This is a genomic window from Marilutibacter spongiae, from assembly GCF_014145325.1.
GTDB lineage: Bacteria > Pseudomonadota > Gammaproteobacteria > Xanthomonadales > Xanthomonadaceae > Marilutibacter > Marilutibacter spongiae.
Window position 1 is genome coordinate 61,225 of record NZ_JACHTF010000005.1, and the last position, 16,516, is coordinate 77,740.

General features: G+C 69.4%; 14 protein-coding genes. 4 read left to right on the forward strand and 10 right to left on the reverse strand.

The features are described 5' to 3' along the window. Positions 1-6: 6 nt before the first annotated feature. Both H4F98_RS05845 and H4F98_RS05850 read right to left on the reverse strand, forming a co-directional pair. Positions 7-1,896, reverse strand: coding sequence for a M48 family metallopeptidase (locus tag H4F98_RS05845; RefSeq protein WP_182685811.1), 1,890 nt, complete (start codon positions 1,894-1,896; stop codon positions 7-9). 94 nt (positions 1,897-1,990) lie between these two features. Beyond that, positions 1,991-2,581 carry a LemA family protein gene (locus H4F98_RS05850; RefSeq protein ID WP_182685813.1) on the reverse strand — a complete coding sequence of 197 codons (591 nt, stop codon included), beginning with the start codon at positions 2,579-2,581 and terminating at the stop codon, positions 1,991-1,993. An 89-nt stretch (positions 2,582-2,670) separates the two neighbouring features. Here H4F98_RS05850 and H4F98_RS05855 point away from each other — a divergent pair, with 89 nt between their 5' ends. After that, the gene (locus tag H4F98_RS05855) at positions 2,671-3,990 is read left to right on the forward strand and encodes a serine hydrolase domain-containing protein (protein ID WP_425487577.1); all 1,320 of its coding nucleotides are present in this window, start codon (positions 2,671-2,673) and stop codon (positions 3,988-3,990) included. 870 nt (positions 3,991-4,860) lie between these two features. On the opposite strand, the gene H4F98_RS05860 is transcribed toward H4F98_RS05855, so the two are convergent. The 6 genes from H4F98_RS05860 to H4F98_RS05885 form a co-directional block, all read right to left on the reverse strand. Continuing rightward, positions 4,861-5,391, reverse strand: coding sequence for a hypothetical protein (locus H4F98_RS05860; protein WP_182685817.1), 531 nt, complete (start codon positions 5,389-5,391; stop codon positions 4,861-4,863). Between the two features lie 1,104 nt (positions 5,392-6,495). Beyond that, positions 6,496-6,891: a glycine cleavage system protein GcvH gene (gcvH, locus tag H4F98_RS05865; protein WP_182685819.1), complete on the reverse strand. Its 396-nt coding sequence runs from the start codon at positions 6,889-6,891 to the stop codon at positions 6,496-6,498. A gap of 124 nt (positions 6,892-7,015) precedes the next feature. Continuing rightward, positions 7,016-7,633 (reverse strand): 2-hydroxychromene-2-carboxylate isomerase, encoded by a 618-nt coding sequence (locus tag H4F98_RS05870; protein ID WP_182685821.1) that lies wholly within the window; start codon positions 7,631-7,633, stop codon positions 7,016-7,018. 9 nt (positions 7,634-7,642) lie between these two features. Continuing rightward, a complete protein-coding gene (gcvT, locus tag H4F98_RS05875; protein WP_182685823.1) occupies positions 7,643-8,764 on the reverse strand; it encodes a glycine cleavage system aminomethyltransferase GcvT in 1,122 nt (373 codons plus the stop codon). A 120-nt stretch (positions 8,765-8,884) separates the two neighbouring features. Beyond that, the gene (locus tag H4F98_RS05880; RefSeq protein ID WP_182685825.1) at positions 8,885-9,325 is read right to left on the reverse strand and encodes an NfeD family protein; all 441 of its coding nucleotides are present in this window, start codon (positions 9,323-9,325) and stop codon (positions 8,885-8,887) included. Positions 9,326-9,329: 4 nt separating this feature from the next. Beyond that, positions 9,330-10,277: an SPFH domain-containing protein gene (locus H4F98_RS05885; protein ID WP_182685827.1), complete on the reverse strand. Its 948-nt coding sequence runs from the start codon at positions 10,275-10,277 to the stop codon at positions 9,330-9,332. 123 nt (positions 10,278-10,400) lie between these two features. Between H4F98_RS05885 and H4F98_RS05890 the strand changes: the two genes are divergently transcribed. The 3 genes from H4F98_RS05890 to H4F98_RS05900 are packed head-to-tail and all read left to right on the forward strand — an operon-like array spanning position 10,401 to position 13,181. Continuing rightward, on the forward strand, positions 10,401-11,012 hold the full coding sequence (locus tag H4F98_RS05890) for an RNA polymerase sigma factor (protein WP_182685829.1): 612 nt from the start codon (positions 10,401-10,403) through the stop codon (positions 11,010-11,012). Then, the gene (locus tag H4F98_RS05895) at positions 11,005-11,871 is read left to right on the forward strand and encodes a hypothetical protein (protein ID WP_182685831.1); all 867 of its coding nucleotides are present in this window, start codon (positions 11,005-11,007) and stop codon (positions 11,869-11,871) included. The genes H4F98_RS05890 and H4F98_RS05895 overlap by 8 nt, the downstream gene beginning before the upstream one ends. Before the next feature lie 38 nt (positions 11,872-11,909). After that, a complete protein-coding gene (locus H4F98_RS05900; protein WP_182685833.1) occupies positions 11,910-13,181 on the forward strand; it encodes a PDZ domain-containing protein in 1,272 nt (423 codons plus the stop codon). An 18-nt stretch (positions 13,182-13,199) separates the two neighbouring features. On the opposite strand, the gene H4F98_RS05905 is transcribed toward H4F98_RS05900, so the two are convergent. Both H4F98_RS05905 and H4F98_RS05910 read right to left on the reverse strand, forming a co-directional pair. After that, the gene (locus tag H4F98_RS05905) at positions 13,200-14,132 is read right to left on the reverse strand and encodes a DUF6607 family protein (protein ID WP_182685834.1); all 933 of its coding nucleotides are present in this window, start codon (positions 14,130-14,132) and stop codon (positions 13,200-13,202) included. A gap of 68 nt (positions 14,133-14,200) precedes the next feature. Further along, positions 14,201-16,447 carry a TonB-dependent hemoglobin/transferrin/lactoferrin family receptor gene (locus H4F98_RS05910; RefSeq protein ID WP_281368129.1) on the reverse strand — a complete coding sequence of 749 codons (2,247 nt, stop codon included), beginning with the start codon at positions 16,445-16,447 and terminating at the stop codon, positions 14,201-14,203. Between the last annotated feature and the right edge of the window lie 69 nt (positions 16,448-16,516).

Consider the following 16,516-nt stretch of genomic DNA (forward strand, 5'->3'; position numbering starts at 1 on the left):
GCCGGCTCAGGCCCCGCCGAGCATCGGTGGCAAGGGACAATGCAGGACGCCGCAGATGGTGCGCAGGAGTTCGGCTTCGGCGACGCTGACGCGGCCGTCGTGGCCGATCGCCTCGGTGATGGACTCCACCAGTACCTGCTTGGCCAGCGGATCAAGCGCGTCCAGCGGCTCCCACACTTCGTCCAGCGCGACCACGCCCTCGGCCGGCGGCGCGTAGGGCATGTGGTCGCGCGGCAGGATCCGCTGGAGGCCGGCGAGGTAGGCGCGCCGGGCACCGGCCTCGTCCGTGCTGCCGGCCTGGGCCACGACCGCGAGCAGGGTCGCGAACTCGCGCTTGACGCCCGGCACGCGCTTGCGGCCCATGCGGGCATAGCGCGCGGGGTCGAGCGACTCGCGCACGTGCACCGTCAGCAGGCGCGCCAGGCAGTACTCGAACAGGCTCACCCGGCCATCGGCGTAGACCATCGCGTTGGAGGCATCGAGGAAGCCGTCCAGCTCCGGCCGCGGGCGCAGGCGCAGCACCGGGAACGCCATCGCCGCCAGCGGCAGCCGGAGCATCGGGTTCAGGTCGTGCAACTCGCTGTCGTGGATGTGGCGGGCGCGCTCGGCGACGACACGACCCAATCGCGCCGATACCTCGGCCACCTGCTTGCCGGCGATGGCATCGCGCGAGTCCATCAGCAGGCCGAGCAGGAGCGGGACCACGCCTTCGCGCTCGGCGGCGAGCGCGCGCAGGGACGGCGGCATCGCCGCGACCAGGGCGTCGGCACGCAGGTAGTCGTCCGCGCCCGGATGGGCCACCTGCGCGGAGACGGACCGCGGCGACAGCGCCTGCTCGCCCGCGGGCGGCAAGGGCGGGGGCGGCGCGCCTGGCGCAAGGCCCATCTGCACGTCCTCTTCGAGCCCGTTGGGAGCGGCCTGCATCCAGCGACGCGAAAGAGCCTTGAGCTGCGCGTCGTCGAAGCCCGGTTCCAGCGCCTGGATCCGCTCGACCAGGGGCGGATGGGTGGCGAACAGGCCGCTGAACCCGACGCCGTCGCCGAACAGCATGTGGCTGACCTCTTCGGCATCGCCGCGCGCGGCCAGCCGCGAGCCGTCCTCCAGCCCACCGATCTTCTTCAGCGCGCCGGCCAGGCCCGCCGTCTGCCGCGTGAACTGGACGGCCGAGGCATCCGCCAGGCGTTCGCGGCTGCGACTGACGCCGGCCTTGATCATGCGGCCGAAGAACAGGCCGATGGAACCGATCGCCATCGCCGCCAGGGCCGCCACCAGCACCACCGCCACGCCCTCCCTGCGGCTGGCGTAGTGGCCGTGGACCATGACCTTGCGACCGATGATGGCGATCATCATGATCCCGAACAGCACGCCCATGAGACGGATGTTCAGGCGCATGTCGCCGTTGAGGATGTGGCTGAACTCGTGGGCGATCACGCCCTGCAGCTCGTCCCGGTTGAGCCGGTCCAGGGCACCGCGCGTCACCGCGACCACGGCGTCGGACGGCGAGTAGCCGGCGGCGAAGGCGTTGATCGCCGCTTCGTGCTCGAGCACGTAGACCTTGGGTACCGGCACGCCGGACGCGATCGCGATTTCCTCGACCACGTTGCGCAGGCGTCGCAGGTTCAGGTCGCGGGTGTCTTCCGGCACGGGGACCCCGCCCAGCTGCAATGCCACCGGCTCCCCACCGGCGCCCAGGCTGGCGATCCGGAACAGCGACCCCAGGCCGATCACCGCGAGCGTGCCGAGCGACGCCATCGCCATCAGGCCGGGCGTGAACCCGGCGACGACGCCGACCGCCACGTCGACCGCCAGCACGATGCCCAGCACCGCGAGCCCGAACAGCACGACCAGCCGCGTCGAACTCTTGCGCGCCGCCGCCTGGTGTTCGAAGAAGTTCATGCGTGGATCGGCCGGGGGTCGAATGGGCTGGAGACGCGACCCGGCGGCGCCGGACGCTGGAGGAAGTCCCGGGGGCGGGCCCCGGGCTGGCGATTCAGAACTGGACCTTCGGCGCCTCGCGCACCTCGGGTTTGTCGGCGGGGATGTCGAGCAGGGCCGCCGGCGCGAAGTTGAACATGCCCGCCACGACCGAAGACGGGAACATCTCGCGCTTGTTGTTGTAGGCCATCACGCTGTCGTTGTAGGCCTGTCGGGCGAACGCCACTTTGTTCTCGGTGCTGGTGAGCTCTTCGGTCAGCTGCATCATGTTCTGGCTGGCCTTGAGTTCCGGGTAGGCCTCGAAGGTGACCAGCAGGCGGCCCAAGGCGCCATCGAGCGCACCCTGGCTGCGCGAGAGCTCGGCCATCGCGGCCGGGTCGCCGGGCGACGCCTTGGCCGCCGCCAGCCCCGCCTGTGCCGCGTTGCGCGCGGCGGTGACCGCTTCCAGGGTGCCCTTCTCGTGCGCCAGGTAGGCCTTCGCGGTCTCCACCAGGTTGGGGATGAGGTCGAAACGGCGCTGGAGCTGGACGTCGATCTGGGCGAAGGCGTTCTTGAACGCGTTGCGAGCGCCGACCAGGCCGTTGTACATGCCGACCGCCCAGAACCCCAGGACTGCCAACACGACAAGCAGAATCAATAAACCCATCATGACCTTCACTCCTCGTGGCTTGAAACCCCGGGTGGGGTCGGCGCTAGAATCGAATGCACTCCCAGCATACGCAGGCGCTGCGAACGATGAAAGCCACCATGACCGCACGGCCACGCACCTTCCTACGCCTGGCGGTCCTGTCCGCCCTGCTCCCGCTCGCCCTCGGCACCACCGCGCAGACGCCTTCCACCGGCACGCAGGCGCCGGCCACCGACACCATCTCCACCGTCAGCGACACGCCGCTGCCGCCCGGCTTCGACGTGAAGCGCTTCGAGGCCATGGCGCAGGCGCTGGTCGCGGACCGTCGCGTGCCCGGCATGGCCGTGGCCATCGTGCACGAGGGCAAGGTGCTCAGCGCGCGCGGCTACGGCGTCACCGACATGCAGGCGCCCACGCCGGTGGATTCGCACACGGTGTTCCGCCTGGCCTCGCTGTCCAAGGCCTTCGCATCGAGCATGGCCGGGCTGCTGATCAACGAGGGCACCCTGCGCTGGGACAGCAAGGTCACCCAGTACCTGCCCAACTTCAAGCTCAAGGACCCCTACGCCACCCAGCAGGTCACCGTCGCCGACCTGCTCAGCCACCGCCTGGGCCTGCCGCACAATGCCTACGACCGCGACCTCGAGCGCTACGTCGACTACCGCACCCTGACCGGCCGCCTGGCCAATACGCCGCTGCGTTGCCAGCCGGGTACCTGCTATGCCTACCAGAACGTCGCCTTCAGCCTGATCGGCGACGTCGTGTTCGCCGCGACCGGGGACTTCTACAGCCAAGAAGTGCGTCGGCGCATCTTCAAGCCCCTCGGCATGAACGACGCCAGCCTCGGCCTGGAAGGCATCGAGAGCAGCCCGAGCTGGGCGCGTCCGCACATCGCCACCCGCGGCGGCTGGGCCTCGGTCTCGCCCAAGCCGACCTACTACCAGTTGCCGCCCGCGGCCGGCGTCAACGCCAGCGCGAGCGACATGGCGCAGTGGCTGATCGCACAGACCGGCCATCGCCCGGACGTGCTCTCGGCACCCCTGCTGGCGACGCTGCATGCGCCGCTCGTCGACACCCCCGGGCAGATGAGCACGTCCTGGCGCCGGGAACGCATCACCTACGCCGGATACGCGCTGGGCTGGCGCGTCCACGACTACGCCGGCCAGCGGATGATCTACCACGGCGGTGTCGTGCAGGGGTATCGCGGCATGGTCGCGCTGCTGCCGGGCCGCGATTTCGGCGTGGCCGTGCTGTGGAACTCGAACACGAGCCTGCCGTCGGGCCTGCTGCCCATGATCCTCGACAGCGCGCTCGGCCTGCCCGAGCGCAAGTGGCTCGACATCGACTACGACGACGCGCTCACCGGCGAAGGCGGCGCACCGCAGTACGTCGACACGCGGGACCTTCGACTCGTCGCGCGCCACTGACGCCGCGACCGGCCCGATCCATGGGGTGCTTCGTGGATTTCCGGGCAGGGCGGGATGACCAGCGTCCGTCGCATCCGGAAGGAACCGGCTGCGCCGATGGATTGGCCAGCCTCCAGCTGCCTGGAGGCGCCCTCGTCCCTCCTCCCGCGATGCGCCGCCGGCACGCCTTGCCCCGGCGCAGCGCGTCGTGCGTTCGACGAATGCCGGCGTCCCGCTTTCGCTTTCTCCCTGGGCTACTTGAGCGGCACAGGGCCTGGCGCAATGCGCGTGGCTTGTCGCACGGTCCGATCCCCCTCACACCGCCCCCCGGTGCGCTTCGCCTACCCGGACTACGCGGCTGACGATCACGCGTTCGTAGCTTCGTAGGATGGGTAGCGCGAAGCAAAACCCATCGTGCGCGGTCGCCGGAAGCCATGGTGGGTTTCGCCTTCGGCTCTACCCACCCTACGAGGACTCTGCAGCCAAGCCCCTCCCACACCCACACCCACACCCACACGAACCGTCATTCCAGCGAACGCTGGAATCCAGCTTTTGCTTTCAACCGTGCCATCGACCATCGCCCGGGGTAGCTGCCCGGCAAAGAGCGTGGCGCAATGCGCTGCGCTTATCGCGCCCGACGGTCCTACGCGGCCCGTTGCCGTTGATCTTGATCTTGATCTTGACCTTCGCGACTTTGAGGCCGCCGAGCACCGCAGGCCGTGGCGGCCGGACAACGGACAGGTCGATCGCCAGCTGGCACCTACAGGCGCCATGGCCTTACGCGCCTCGCAGTGCGCTCGCCCGACCCGGATGAAGCCTCCATAAAAAAACTCTCCCCCGCCTGGGCCGCGGGGAAGAGTCTGATGACCGTGGAAACGGTATCGGGACGTATCAGATCATCGGTGCCGGGATGTTCGGCAGGGCGGCCGGTGCGGCCTTCTTCTTCGAGGCGCGCTTGGCCGTCTTGCGGACGGTCTTCTTGGCGGCCTTCTTCGCCGGCTTCTTGGCCGCAGACTTCTTGGCAGCCTTCTTCACCGTCTTCTTGGCGGCGGCCTTCTTGGCGGCCTTCTTCACCGTCTTCTTGGCGGCGGCCTTCTTGGCGGCCTTCTTCACCGTCTTCTTGGCAGCGGCCTTCTTGGCGGCCTTCTTCACCGTCTTCTTGGCGGCGGCCTTCTTGGCGGCCTTCTTCACCGTCTTCTTGGCGGCGGCCTTCTTGGCGGCCTTCTTCACCGTCTTCTTGGCGGCGGCCTTCTTGGCGGCCTTCTTCACCGTCTTCTTCGCAGCAGCCTTGCGGACCGCCTTCTTGGCCGCGGACTTGCGTGCGACCTTCTTGGCGGCCTTCTTGGCCGCCGGCTTCTTGGCGACCTTCTTCGCCGCCTTCTTGGCGGCGGGTTTCTTCTTCGCAGCTTTCTTAGTGGCCATGGGATGGCTCCTCGTCAGTGGTCCAGCATTGACCGACCCGGGACGGATCGGGGTGTTGCCCAGTACAAACCAGCCCCGCCGGCAACATGCCGACGGGAAACCGCCGGCACGCGACAGCGCGTACCGGGTCGGGTGCATGCCGGAGCCCCATCCACGCACGAAGCGGGAAGGAAGGTCCGGAGGGAATTGTCGGGGGGAGTTTGGTCACTCGTACGAGTTGGTCGGGAAGTGGCGATGTTGAAGTTTCGAAATCCTTCAAGGGACAGAGGCCCGATACCCACCTTTTCGAAAGCCATGGTGGAGTCCGGTTGCGTGCAGCTCGTTGTCGCGATCGCTTTGCTCACTCGTATATGCAGATGTCTTCTGCTTGGCGAAACGTAATCACGGTTTTTGCAAGTGTCAACAACCCCAGGCGCCGGGAAAGCCCGCCGGAAGCGGTGCTGGGGCGCACATGCCGGCGACCGGCCCGCCGCCTGCGCCATCCCTGGCGAACCGCGCGCGTCCTCCTACACGACCACCGATGCAAGAAAACACTTGAAAACAAGGCATTTCCCGCAAGTGGCTATTTTTTGTCCAGCACTTCCGGGCGTATCGCAAGGCCGTCTTGCGCCCGCCTTCCCCAACCCGGACGGGCGGTCGTGGGACACGAAAAAAAATTGCAGGAGGGTGCTGCTTTTCGCGTCGCACAAGATCATTTGCGCAAAAAAAGAACGCGTTCTCCACGCTGTCGGGTGATGGCCGCGTGTGCTCCCCGACCGAGGACACGACGACAGTCGCGACCGGCGGCGGACGCGACGCGATCGGCAGCACTGCGTCGCCCGAGGACTTTTCCCGTGCCGGCCGGGCAACAGCGGTGGCATGTCCGACGCGCGAACCGTGCGCGCTGACTCGAAGCACGCACGACGCGGCGGTGCTTTGCTCCCTGCCCGACCGCGCGACGACACGAAGTGCCTGGCCGGCGGCCATGAATGCCACCCGTGGGCGGGCACGCCTCCTCCCCCTTGCCGCGTCGGCGAGCGCAGGCCAAAAAAAAACCGGGCGCCCGGCCCGGTCGTCGCGTCGTCTTGGCCGGCACCCGTCGGCGACGGGTGCCGGTCGGCGACGTCAGTGCTCGTCGCTCTCGAGCAGGTCGGCGTACTCCTGCGGGCCCAGGAGCTCCTCGGCCTGTTCCGGGGCATCGGCCTGCAGGGTGTACAACCAACCCTCGCCATAGGCGTCTTCGTTGATGATCTCGGGCTTGTCGGCCAGCGCGGTATTCACCTCGAGCACGGTGCCGCTCAGAGGGGCGTACACGTCCGAGGCGGCCTTCACCGACTCGACGACCGCACAGGCGGTACCGGCCTCGACCTGGTCGCCCGGATTGGGGAGCTCGACGTAGACCAGGTCGCCGAGCAGGCCCTGTGCGTGGTCGGAGATGCCGACGGTGACTTTGCCGTCACCTTCGACGCGAACCCATTCGTGGGACTTGAGGAACTTCAGATCGCCGGGGATATCACTCATGACTGGCCTCTAATGTGGGGGCGGTGGCGGCGGGAACGACGCCTAGTTTAAAGGGGGGACCCCGCGCGCGCGCGGGGCACGAACCAACACGGGTGGAGCAAGGGAACGGGGCGGGCCGGCAGCCTCAGTCCCGTCCGTAAGGCGGCCGGCCGCTCTTCAGGGCGTCGTGCAACGCCTCGATGCGATCCTGCCCCCAGAAGGGTTCATCGTTCAGTACATAGCCGGGCAGTCCCGGCAGGTCGGCGGCGATGGCGGCGGCGGTGTTGCTGCCGTAGGTCGCATGCGCGGCATGCTGGCCCGCCATCTCCAGGATGGTGCCGGCGTCGAACCCACTGGCCTCGAGCAGCCCGGCCAGGACTTCACGTTCGGCGATGTCACGGTCTTCCGCCCAGAGCGCCCGGAAGGCGGCGTCGACGTAGGCCGCCGGATCCAGGCCGGCCGACACCAGGGCGATCGCGCAGCGGTCGGCCAGCCCGGGATCGGTCGGGAAATGGCGTGCCTGGATGTTGAGCGGCACGCCGCGGATGTCGCGCCAGCGTTGCAGTTCCACCACGCGGTAGCGCTGGCGTGCGGGTGCTCGCTTCTTCAGCGGCACCGCACCGTTGGCGTCGAACAGCTCGAAGATGCGCACCGGCCGGTACTCGATCCGGGCACCGGTGTCGCGCGCGACCGCCAGCAGCGCCGCATGCCCGAGGTAGGCATACGGCGAGATGGTGCTGAAGAAGTAGTCGATGCTCGCCATGGTCGCGGCTCAGGCCAGCACGCCTTCCTGGACCTGGCCTTCGCGCACGAACGGGAAGCGGACCACGCGCACGGGCACCTCGCGCCCGCGGATGTCGACGCGCACGTTGCCGTCGGTACCCAGCGGGATGTCGCCCGCCGGCACGCGCGCGAAGGCGATCGCCTTGCCGAGCGTCGGCGAGAACGTGCCCGAAAGGATCTCGCCCTCGCCATGCCCCGTCAGCACCTTCTGGCCATGCCGCAGGACGCCCTTGTCGTCCATCACCAGGCCGATCATCTGCCGCGGCGCGCCGCCGGCCTTCTGCTGCTCGAGCACCTCGCGGCCGATGAAGTCGCGCCCCTCGTCGAGGACGACCGTCCAGGCCAGGGCCGCCTCGTAGGGCGATACGTCGTCGTCCATGTCCTGGCCGTAGAGGTTCATGCCGGCCTCCAGGCGCAGGGTGTCGCGCGCGCCGAGCCCGGCCGGCTTCACGCCGGCCTGGAGCAGTGCGTTCCACAGGGCGACTGCATTGCCCTGCGGCACGACCACTTCGAATCCGTCCTCGCCGGTGTAGCCGGTGCGGGCGATGAAGAGCTCGACGCCGCCGTCGGCCAGCTCGGCGCTGCCCGCGGCGAACCGGGCCAGCTTGCCGATCGCCGGCTGGTCCTCGTCGCGCAACAGGCCGACCACCTTCGCCCGGGCGTTGGGGCCCTGCACGGCGACCATCGCGTAGTCCTCGCGCTCGGCGACCTCGACCTCGAAGGCCGCCGCCTGCCCGCGGATCCAGGCCAGGTCCTTCTCGCGCGTCGCGGCGTTGACGACGAGGCGGAAGAAGGTCTCCGACAGGTAGTAGACGATCAGGTCGTCGATGACCCCGCCCCGCGGGTTCAGCATGCACGTATAAAGCGCCTTGCCGGGCTTCTTCAGCTTGTCGACCGAATTGGCGAGCAGGTGCCGCAGGAAGTCGCGCACGCGCTCGCCGCGCAGGTCGACGACGGTCATGTGGCTGACGTCGAACATGCCGGCGTCCTGGCGCACCTGGTGGTGCTCGTCGATCTGGGAGCCGTAGTGGATCGGCATGTCCCAGCCGCCGAAATCGACCATCTTGGCGCCGAGCGCGCGATGGGTCTCGTTGAGGATCGTCTTGTGCATCGTGTGGGGGAGGGTTCGTGGGGATCGGCGATTATCACAGATTGTCGCCAGCCCGGCCCGGCCGCGGCGCGGGCCGTCCACCACACGCATGCGCACGGAAACGCGGTCGCGACGCGCCGGTCAGTCGGCGGCGACGACCTGCAGGGTCATGCCGTCGGCGCGTTCCACCCGCACCATCGTGCCGGCCGGCAGGTCGGCACCGGCGACGTCCCAGTAGGCATCGGCGATCTGCACGCGACCGCGCCCGTTCACGATCGCGCGGTCGAGCGGCACGACCCGTCCGACCAGGGCCTCGGCGCGCCGGTTCAGCGTCGGGCGGTCGCTCTGCCGCTCGCGACCGCGGAACCAGGTGCGATAGACCTGGATCGAGACGAAGCTGAGCACGACGAAGGCCGCGACCTGGGCCAATAACGTCATGCCCGGCAATGCCAGCACCAGCGCGAAGACCGCCGCCGCGGCAAAACCGAGCCAGAGCATGAACGCGCCGGGCGCCATGGCCTCCGCGGCGAACAGCAGCAGGGCGATCGCCGCCCAGCCGGTGGTCTGCCAGTTCCAGTCCATGGACTCAGCCCCCGATGCGCGGCGGTTGCGGCGCCGGCTTGTCGCCCATCGCCTGGCGCGCGAGTTCGGCGATGCCCCCCAGCGACCCGATCATCCCGGAGGACTCCATCGGCATCAGCACGAACTTCTGGTTCGGCGCCTCTGCCAGGGACTTGAAGGCTTCGACGTACTTCTGCGCAACGAAGTAGTTGATCGCCTGCACGTCGCCCTGGGCGATGGCGTCGGACACCAGTTGCGTCGCCTTCGCCTCGGCCTCGGCCAGTCGTTCGCGTGCCTCGGCCTCGCGGAACGCGGCTTCGCGCTCGCCCTCCGCCTCGAGGATGGCCGACTGCTTCTCGCCCTCGGCCTTGAGGATGGCGGCCTGGCGGAAGCCCTCGGCCTCGAGGATGTTGGCGCGTTTCTCGCGCTCGGCCTTCATCTGCCGCGCCATCGCGTCGACCAGGTCCTTGGGCGGCTGGATGTCGCGGATCTCGATGCGCGTGACCTTCACCCCCCACGGGTTGGTGGCCTGGTCGACCACCGTCAGCAGTTGCGCATTGATGGTCTCGCGCTGGCTGAGCGACTCGTCCAGGTCCATCGAACCGATCACGGTGCGGATGTTGGTCTGCACCAGGGCGATCATCGCCACCTCCAGGTTGGACACTTCATAGGCGGCCTTGGCCGCGTCGAGCACCTGGAAGAAGACCACGCCATCCACCTTGACCACGGCGTTGTCCTTGGTGATGACGTCCTGGGACGGTACGTCGAGCACCTGTTCCATCATGTTGACCTTGCGGCCGACGCCGTAGACGACCGGCACCAGGAAGTGCAGGCCCGGGGTCATGGTGTGGGTGTACTTGCCGAAGCGCTCGACCGTCCACTCGTAGCCCTGCGGCACCATGCGCACCGTCTTGAACAGGATGACCACGCCGGCGAACAGCAGCACCAGCGACAACAGCGTTCCAAAGTCCATGCCCCACCCCCGACGTTGATCCTGCGTGGAGTATAGACACCGCCGCCGCCGCGGCGGGCCGCCGCCGGGCGGGAGCCGACGGACTGCGACGCTTTCGCGCCGGTGGGCATCTAGGATGGATGTATGCCCGCCGCCTCGCCCTCCAGCTTCGCCATCGACGTTCCCGACGCCCTCCTGGCACGGGCGCGGGACGGCGAGCACGCGGCGATGGAACTGCTGTATCGCTGGTTCGAGCGGCCGGTGTTCACGCTGGCGCTGCGCATGTGCGGCGACCGCGAGTCGGCCGCGGACGTGCTGCAGGACACCATGCTGAAGGTCTTCGGCCACCTGGGCGAGTTCCGCCACCGCAACGGGTGTCCGTTCTGGGGCTGGCTGCGCCAGGTCGCCGTCAACGAGTCGCTGATGCGCCTGCGCCACCAGCGGCGCTTCGCGCAGGATGTCGCGCTGGAAGACGACCACTGGCTGCAGGACGAAGGACCGCTGCCCTCGGCCGCCGCCGACGCCGCCCGCCTGCAGCGCGCCCTCGCCGCCCTGCCCGCCCTCACCCGCAGCGTGCTGTGGCTGTACCACGCCGAAGGCTACACGCACGATGAGATCGCGCTGCTGATGGACCGCAGCGCGAGTTTTTCCAAATCGCAGGTCGCGCGTGGCACGCGCCGGCTCCGCCAGTTGCTGGACGCCGCCCCCGCCGCCACGACCCGCGCGACACTGGTTCCGGAGAGCCGACATGCCTGACACCCCCGACACCGGCTTCGCCGATCCGCCCGTGCCTTCGCCACGGCGCACGCCGGCCGAAGAGGGCTGGCGCGACGCCTTCCTCGCGCTGGAACTGGAGACACCCGCCGGCGACGGTTGGCCGCGCCTGGCCACGCGCCTGCCCATGGCCGGCAGACCGATCGTGGTCGCCGACCCGATCCCGGCCGTGCGCCCACGCGATGGCCGGCGGCGCCGGCGAACCGTGGCCGCATGGGCTGTGGCGGCGACGCTGGCCCTGGCGATCGGGATCGCCGTGCCGCGCCTGGACGCGCCCGCACCGTCGCCCGGCGCACCGTCGACATCGGCCCCGTCGACACTCGCGCGAGCGGACGTTTCCCCGCCGCCGGTGCGCGAAGACGCGGCGCCGATCCCGATCGCCGCCACGCCGACGCCGCTCGCCGTCGCCGCGACCACGCCTGAAGCCACGCGCGCCGCGTCGCTCGGGTCGGCCGCCCCGGATGGCGGGGATGCGCCTGCCCCGCACCTGGCCACCCTCGCGACGCGGGCGACGCCTCCGGCCGACGCACGCACCGCCCCGACCACCCACGCGTTCGATCGCCTGTACGACGAGTCGGCACGCCTGGAAGCGGTGGTGATGCTCGCCCGCGACGACGGCATGTCCAGCGCCACCGCGGCGGCGATGACCACGGCGATCGACGCGCGCATCGGCGGCATCGACGTTTCGCTCTCCGAACCCGGCCTGCTGCCCGACGCGCGACTGCAACTCTGGCAGGCGCGCGTGGATGCGCTGCGCGACCTCGCCGGCCTGGAATTCACCCAGCGGCTGATGGCCGCCCAGGGCCGCGACGACGAGGCCACCCTGGTCCGCGTGGACTGACGCCACACCCTGTTTCGAACACACCCGACGAGGTTCCCATGAATGCCCTGACTTCCCGTGCCCTCTGGCTCGCCTGCGGCCTGGCCCTTGCCGCCGGCGCGATCCATGCCCAGACCTCGCCGCCCGCGGATGCCGCGGCGGCACGCAAGGCGCTCGACGAGGCACGCGCCGACCTGGATCGTGCCGCGCGTCGCGTGGCCGAACTGTCGCGCGCAAGCGGCGCGCCGGAAGCGCCCATGGTCCTGGAACGTCGCTTCCAGCGTTCGCCGGTCCTGGGCGTGGTACTGGCGCCCGATGCGGACAAGGGCGTGCGGATCGCCGCGGTGACGCCCGGTAGCGCGGCCGCCCGGGCCGGCCTCAGGAGCGGCGACCGCCTGCTCGCGGTCGACGGGCAAACGGTCGCCGCCGCCGATGCCGACGCGCGCCTGGCGCGTTCGCGCGAGTTGCTGTCCGACCTCTCGACCGACACGCCGGTGTCGATCGCTTACGAGCGCGACGGTACGCAGCGCACCTTGGCGCTCACCCCGACCGTGAGTGAGCGCGTCATGGTATTCCGGGGTGGCGACGGCACCACGACGTTCCCCCGCGGCCGCGTGCATTGGCAGCAGGCCGGCGACGGCAGGCTCGAAGTCGAGGCCGACGGCTTCACGCATGTCCTGGCCTCCGGCGATTCCGGCGCCCACGAGACGATCCTGATCCGAGGCAACCCCGACGGCAGTGCCCAGGGCGGCGTCGCCTCGCCGATGGTGGCGCCCCGCGTGCGCACCGAGATCATCGACCTGGGCCGCGCCGACTGCGCCGGCGGCACGTGTGCCTCGCCGCTGCTGATGGAGGCCTTCCGCTGGAACGGCCTCAACCTGGCGTCGGTGGATGCCTCGCTGGGCCGCTACTTCGGCACCGGCAGCGGCGTGCTGGTGCTCAGCACCGGCCCCGAGCTCAAGGGGCTGCAGAGCGGCGACGTCATCCGCAAGGTGGACGGCAAGCCGGTGGCGACGCCACGCGAGGCGATGGATGCGCTGCGCGGCAAGCCGTCGGGCAGCCGGGTCGCGGTCGAGTACCTGCGCGACCGCAAGACCGCCATCGCCCAGGTCACCGTTCCCGAGCCGATGGTGATCAACATCCCGCGCCCGCCGGCACCGCCACCCCCGCCGCCCGCGCCAGCCGCACCCGACGCGGTGCCTCCGCCCGTGCCAACGCCCCCGACGCCCCCGGCCCCGCCCTCCACCGCGGTACCTGCCGCGCCGGCACCGCCACCGCCGCCGCCCGCACCCGCGGCACCGGGCATGGAGCAGGCACGGGTCTTCGCCTGATCGCGTGCGCCGGCAGGTTCAGCGCGTGCCGCGCGGCGGCGCGGATACCCAGCGGTCGAACACCGCATCGATGTCGGCGTCATCGACCTCGCCGCCGTCCTCCAGGCGCGCCGCCTGCCCGAAGAGCGGGATGATCATCGCCATGCCATCGATCTTCGTCTTCAGTCGGGCCCCCGTCCCTTCGACGAGGAACCCGTCCCAGCGCGCGCGCACCTTTGCCCAGAACGCCTGCGTCGCATCCCAGTAGGCATAGGCCGCGCTGAAGTCGACCTCCTCGGCCTTCTGGTAGTCGTTGAAGCCGAACTCACGGACCAGCGCCACGTGGCTGCCATCGGCGTTGCGCTGGACCTTGGTATTGAACTGCTCGTGCGTCCAGCCATTCGGAGTGACGGTATGGCGGTTCACCACGGACAACGCGTTGTAGTCCTCGCGCTTGGTGTACTCGCGGCGGGGCAACGGGCGCCAGCCGAGGTCGCTGGTCCAGGTGGAGATGCCTCCCTGGTGTTCCCAGCGGCCGGTGCCGCAGTAGCGCGGCGCGTCGCTGACCTCGTAGACGCATTGCGTCCATGCGCCCTGGTTCAGCGCGGCGGGTACTGTACGCACTGTCCAGGTCTGGGTGTCGCTGAACTCGAAGCGTGTCGGCGCCTCGTAGGTCCAGTCCTGCCGCCAGTGCTTGGTCACATGCTGGCTCTTGGCGTCGACCAGGATGTGCTGCAGCACGATCCGGCCCGGGCTGTCCTCGACGACGATGACGGTCTCGTCGCCGCCGCTGCGCATGGCGGGGTTGCGCTCGTAGCCGGCCTGCAGGGTCACCGTTTCGTCGAAGGCGAAGTCGACGATGTATTCACCCTGCATGGCGAGGATGGCGGTGCGGTCGGCGGCGGCGGGCTCGCCCGCGAGCGCGGGTGCGGTCGCGGACAGGAGGACGAGGGTGGCGAGTGCGGATTTCATGGTGTCGGACCTTTGCCTGGCAAATGCGTGCTTGAGGATCTTCAGTGCTGGAGAAACCATGGCCAGGGTCACCAGTTCACCGACAGGCTGACGCCGACGTTGCGCCCCGGCGCAGTGTAGCGCTCGAGCGTACCGCTGCTCGCAAGCGTACCGACCGGCAGTTCGCCGGTGTCCCAGTAGGTCCGGTCCGCCAGGTTGAACACGCCGGCGTTGACGGTTGCACCCGGTGCGAAGTTCCAGTGCGCGAGCAGATCGAGCACGCCGTAGCCCGGCGTCGCGAAGTCGGTATCGACGGGGAGGTCGCGCTTGCGCGCGGCAAAGCGACCGGCCAGCTCGACACCCCAGGCCTCGGCGTCGTATGCCAGGCCGAGCGTGCCACGCAGCGGATCGACGGTTGCGAGTGGCGTGCCATCCGAACGGTCCTCGCCCTCGGCCCAGGTCGCCGCCGCGCGCAGCGACCAGCCGGCCAGGCCGTCGGCGTAGCCGCCAAGGTCGAGGCCACCGCTGAACTCGACGCCCTGGATCTCGGCGTCCTCGACGTTCTGCGACTGGAACACCATCAGGCCCTGGTCGTTGAAGCCGATGAGGCGCAGGGACTCGATGAAATCGTCGTAGCGGTTGTAGTAGGCCGACAGGCTGGCGTAGGCGGTATCGCCGGCGTAGCGCAGGCCAAGTTCGATGCCGTCGCTGGTCTCCGGCTGCAGGTCCGGGTTTGGGATGGCGGTGTACCCGAACTGCAGATTGGTGAAGCCCAGGTTGACGTCGTTGTACGGCGGCGCACGGAAACCATGCGAGTAGCCGGCGAAGGTCGACCAGGCCTCGCTGAAGCGCCAGACGAAGCCCAGCTTGGGCGACACGCTGGTCTCGCTCAGCTCCTCCACCACGACGCCCGGGTTGTCTTCCGCGAAGATCGAATCCACCTTCGGCTCGAGCCGGTAATGGTCGACGCGCAGGCCGGGGACCAGGGTGACGCGGCCGTCGGCGAAGGTCATTTCATCCTGCAGGTACAGCGCCGCGTTGTTGGTCTCGCTGTTCGGAAAATCCCTGACCGGAAATACGTCCGGCGGCATCACTGGCGTGGAGATGCCGCCCGGATTGACCACCAGGCCATCGCGCTTCTGGCGGACGCGTTCTGTAGACAGGTCGAAGCCATAGGTGAATGCATGCTCGACGCTGCCGGTCGCGAACGCCTTGAAGACGTTCCCCTGCAGGCCGACTTCGCGCTGGTCGAAGTTGAACGAGCGCAGGCGGGTCTGCGCCGCACCCGAGGCGAGGATGCGGTCCTCGGCGGTATCCTGCGTCGTCTCGCTGTCCTGGCGGTACAGCTTGACCTCGAAGCCGTCGGCCAGCGCCGAATCGAGTCCGCTCGCCTGCCAGTCCAGCGACACGCGTGCCCGGGTCTGGTGGTCCCGCCCGGTCAGCGACGTCGTCGTCGTGCGGGTCAATGCATTGAAACCCACGGACGACAGCACGTCGGTGTCGACATGATGCTCGTTGCCTTCGACCGTCAGGCGCAGGCGGTGCTTGTCGTTGACGTCGAACACCAGCTTGGACAGCAGGCTGCGCCCGTCGCGCTCCTGAGGGTTGGGCGTGGTGCGGGCACTACCGGCGACGTCGTTGGAGCCCATGTTCTCCGTGTCCTGGCCTTGGTGGTGGCCGACCGCCACCAGGCCGCTCCAGCGATCGCCGGCGAACGCGGTCGTGATGCCCCCGAACAGGCCCTGCCAGTCACCGTCGTAGCCCAGCTTGAACCCGAAGAAGCTGTCGTCGGTGCCCACATAATCTTCGGGATCCTTGGTGATGAAGGCCACCACGCCGCCCAGGGCGTCGGAGCCGTACAGCGCGCTGGCCGGCCCGCGCACCACCTCGACCGCCTTGAGCGTGTCCAGGTCGACGAAGTTGCGGTTGGCGTTGGAGTAGCTGCCGATCGAGAACGCGTCCGACACGCCGATGCCATCGGTCTGCATACGCACCCGGTTGCCGCCGAGGCCGCGGATGCGCACGTCGCCGATGCCGAAGCGGCCGACGTCGCGGGTCACGGTGACGCCCGGTTCGTAGCGGAACAGGGAATCGAGGTCACGGGCGAGCATGGCGTCCATCTCGCTGCGATCGATGGCCGAGACCGTCGCGGGCACGTCGGCGATCTCGCGGGCGGTCCGGGTGGCGGTGACCACGACCCGGTCGAGTTCGGTTCCGGTCGCGGTACTGGCGCCGGCGGCGGCCATGGCATCGCCACCGGGGGCGTCGGCAAGGGCGGGCACGGGCAGCTCCAGCACGATGGCCAGGCAAAGCGGATGGAGCGGGCTGGAAGGCATGGTGGTCTCGGCGTTCGGAATGTCGGGCACACCCGCCCGTGGCGCGGGCCGGCGTGGCGACCGGCGGCC

Bases quoted from the DNA above. Each gene is read 5' to 3' on its own strand.
- H4F98_RS05845 (WP_182685811.1), bottom strand. From the start codon at position 1,896: ATGAACTTCTTCGAACACCAGGCGGCGGCGCGCAAGAGTTCGACGCGG.
- H4F98_RS05850 (WP_182685813.1), bottom strand. From the start codon at position 2,581: ATGGGTTTATTGATTCTGCTTGTCGTGTTGGCAGTCCTGGGGTTCTGG.
- H4F98_RS05855 (WP_425487577.1), top strand. From the start codon at position 2,671: ATGAAAGCCACCATGACCGCACGGCCACGCACCTTCCTACGCCTGGCG.
- H4F98_RS05860 (WP_182685817.1), bottom strand. From the start codon at position 5,391: ATGGCCACTAAGAAAGCTGCGAAGAAGAAACCCGCCGCCAAGAAGGCG.
- gcvH (WP_182685819.1), bottom strand. From the start codon at position 6,891: ATGAGTGATATCCCCGGCGATCTGAAGTTCCTCAAGTCCCACGAATGG.
- H4F98_RS05870 (WP_182685821.1), bottom strand. From the start codon at position 7,633: ATGGCGAGCATCGACTACTTCTTCAGCACCATCTCGCCGTATGCCTAC.
- gcvT (WP_182685823.1), bottom strand. From the start codon at position 8,764: ATGCACAAGACGATCCTCAACGAGACCCATCGCGCGCTCGGCGCCAAG.
- H4F98_RS05880 (WP_182685825.1), bottom strand. From the start codon at position 9,325: ATGGACTGGAACTGGCAGACCACCGGCTGGGCGGCGATCGCCCTGCTG.
- H4F98_RS05885 (WP_182685827.1), bottom strand. From the start codon at position 10,277: ATGGACTTTGGAACGCTGTTGTCGCTGGTGCTGCTGTTCGCCGGCGTG.
- H4F98_RS05890 (WP_182685829.1), top strand. From the start codon at position 10,401: ATGCCCGCCGCCTCGCCCTCCAGCTTCGCCATCGACGTTCCCGACGCC.
- H4F98_RS05895 (WP_182685831.1), top strand. From the start codon at position 11,005: ATGCCTGACACCCCCGACACCGGCTTCGCCGATCCGCCCGTGCCTTCG.
- H4F98_RS05900 (WP_182685833.1), top strand. From the start codon at position 11,910: ATGAATGCCCTGACTTCCCGTGCCCTCTGGCTCGCCTGCGGCCTGGCC.
- H4F98_RS05905 (WP_182685834.1), bottom strand. From the start codon at position 14,132: ATGAAATCCGCACTCGCCACCCTCGTCCTCCTGTCCGCGACCGCACCC.
- H4F98_RS05910 (WP_281368129.1), bottom strand. From the start codon at position 16,447: ATGCCTTCCAGCCCGCTCCATCCGCTTTGCCTGGCCATCGTGCTGGAG.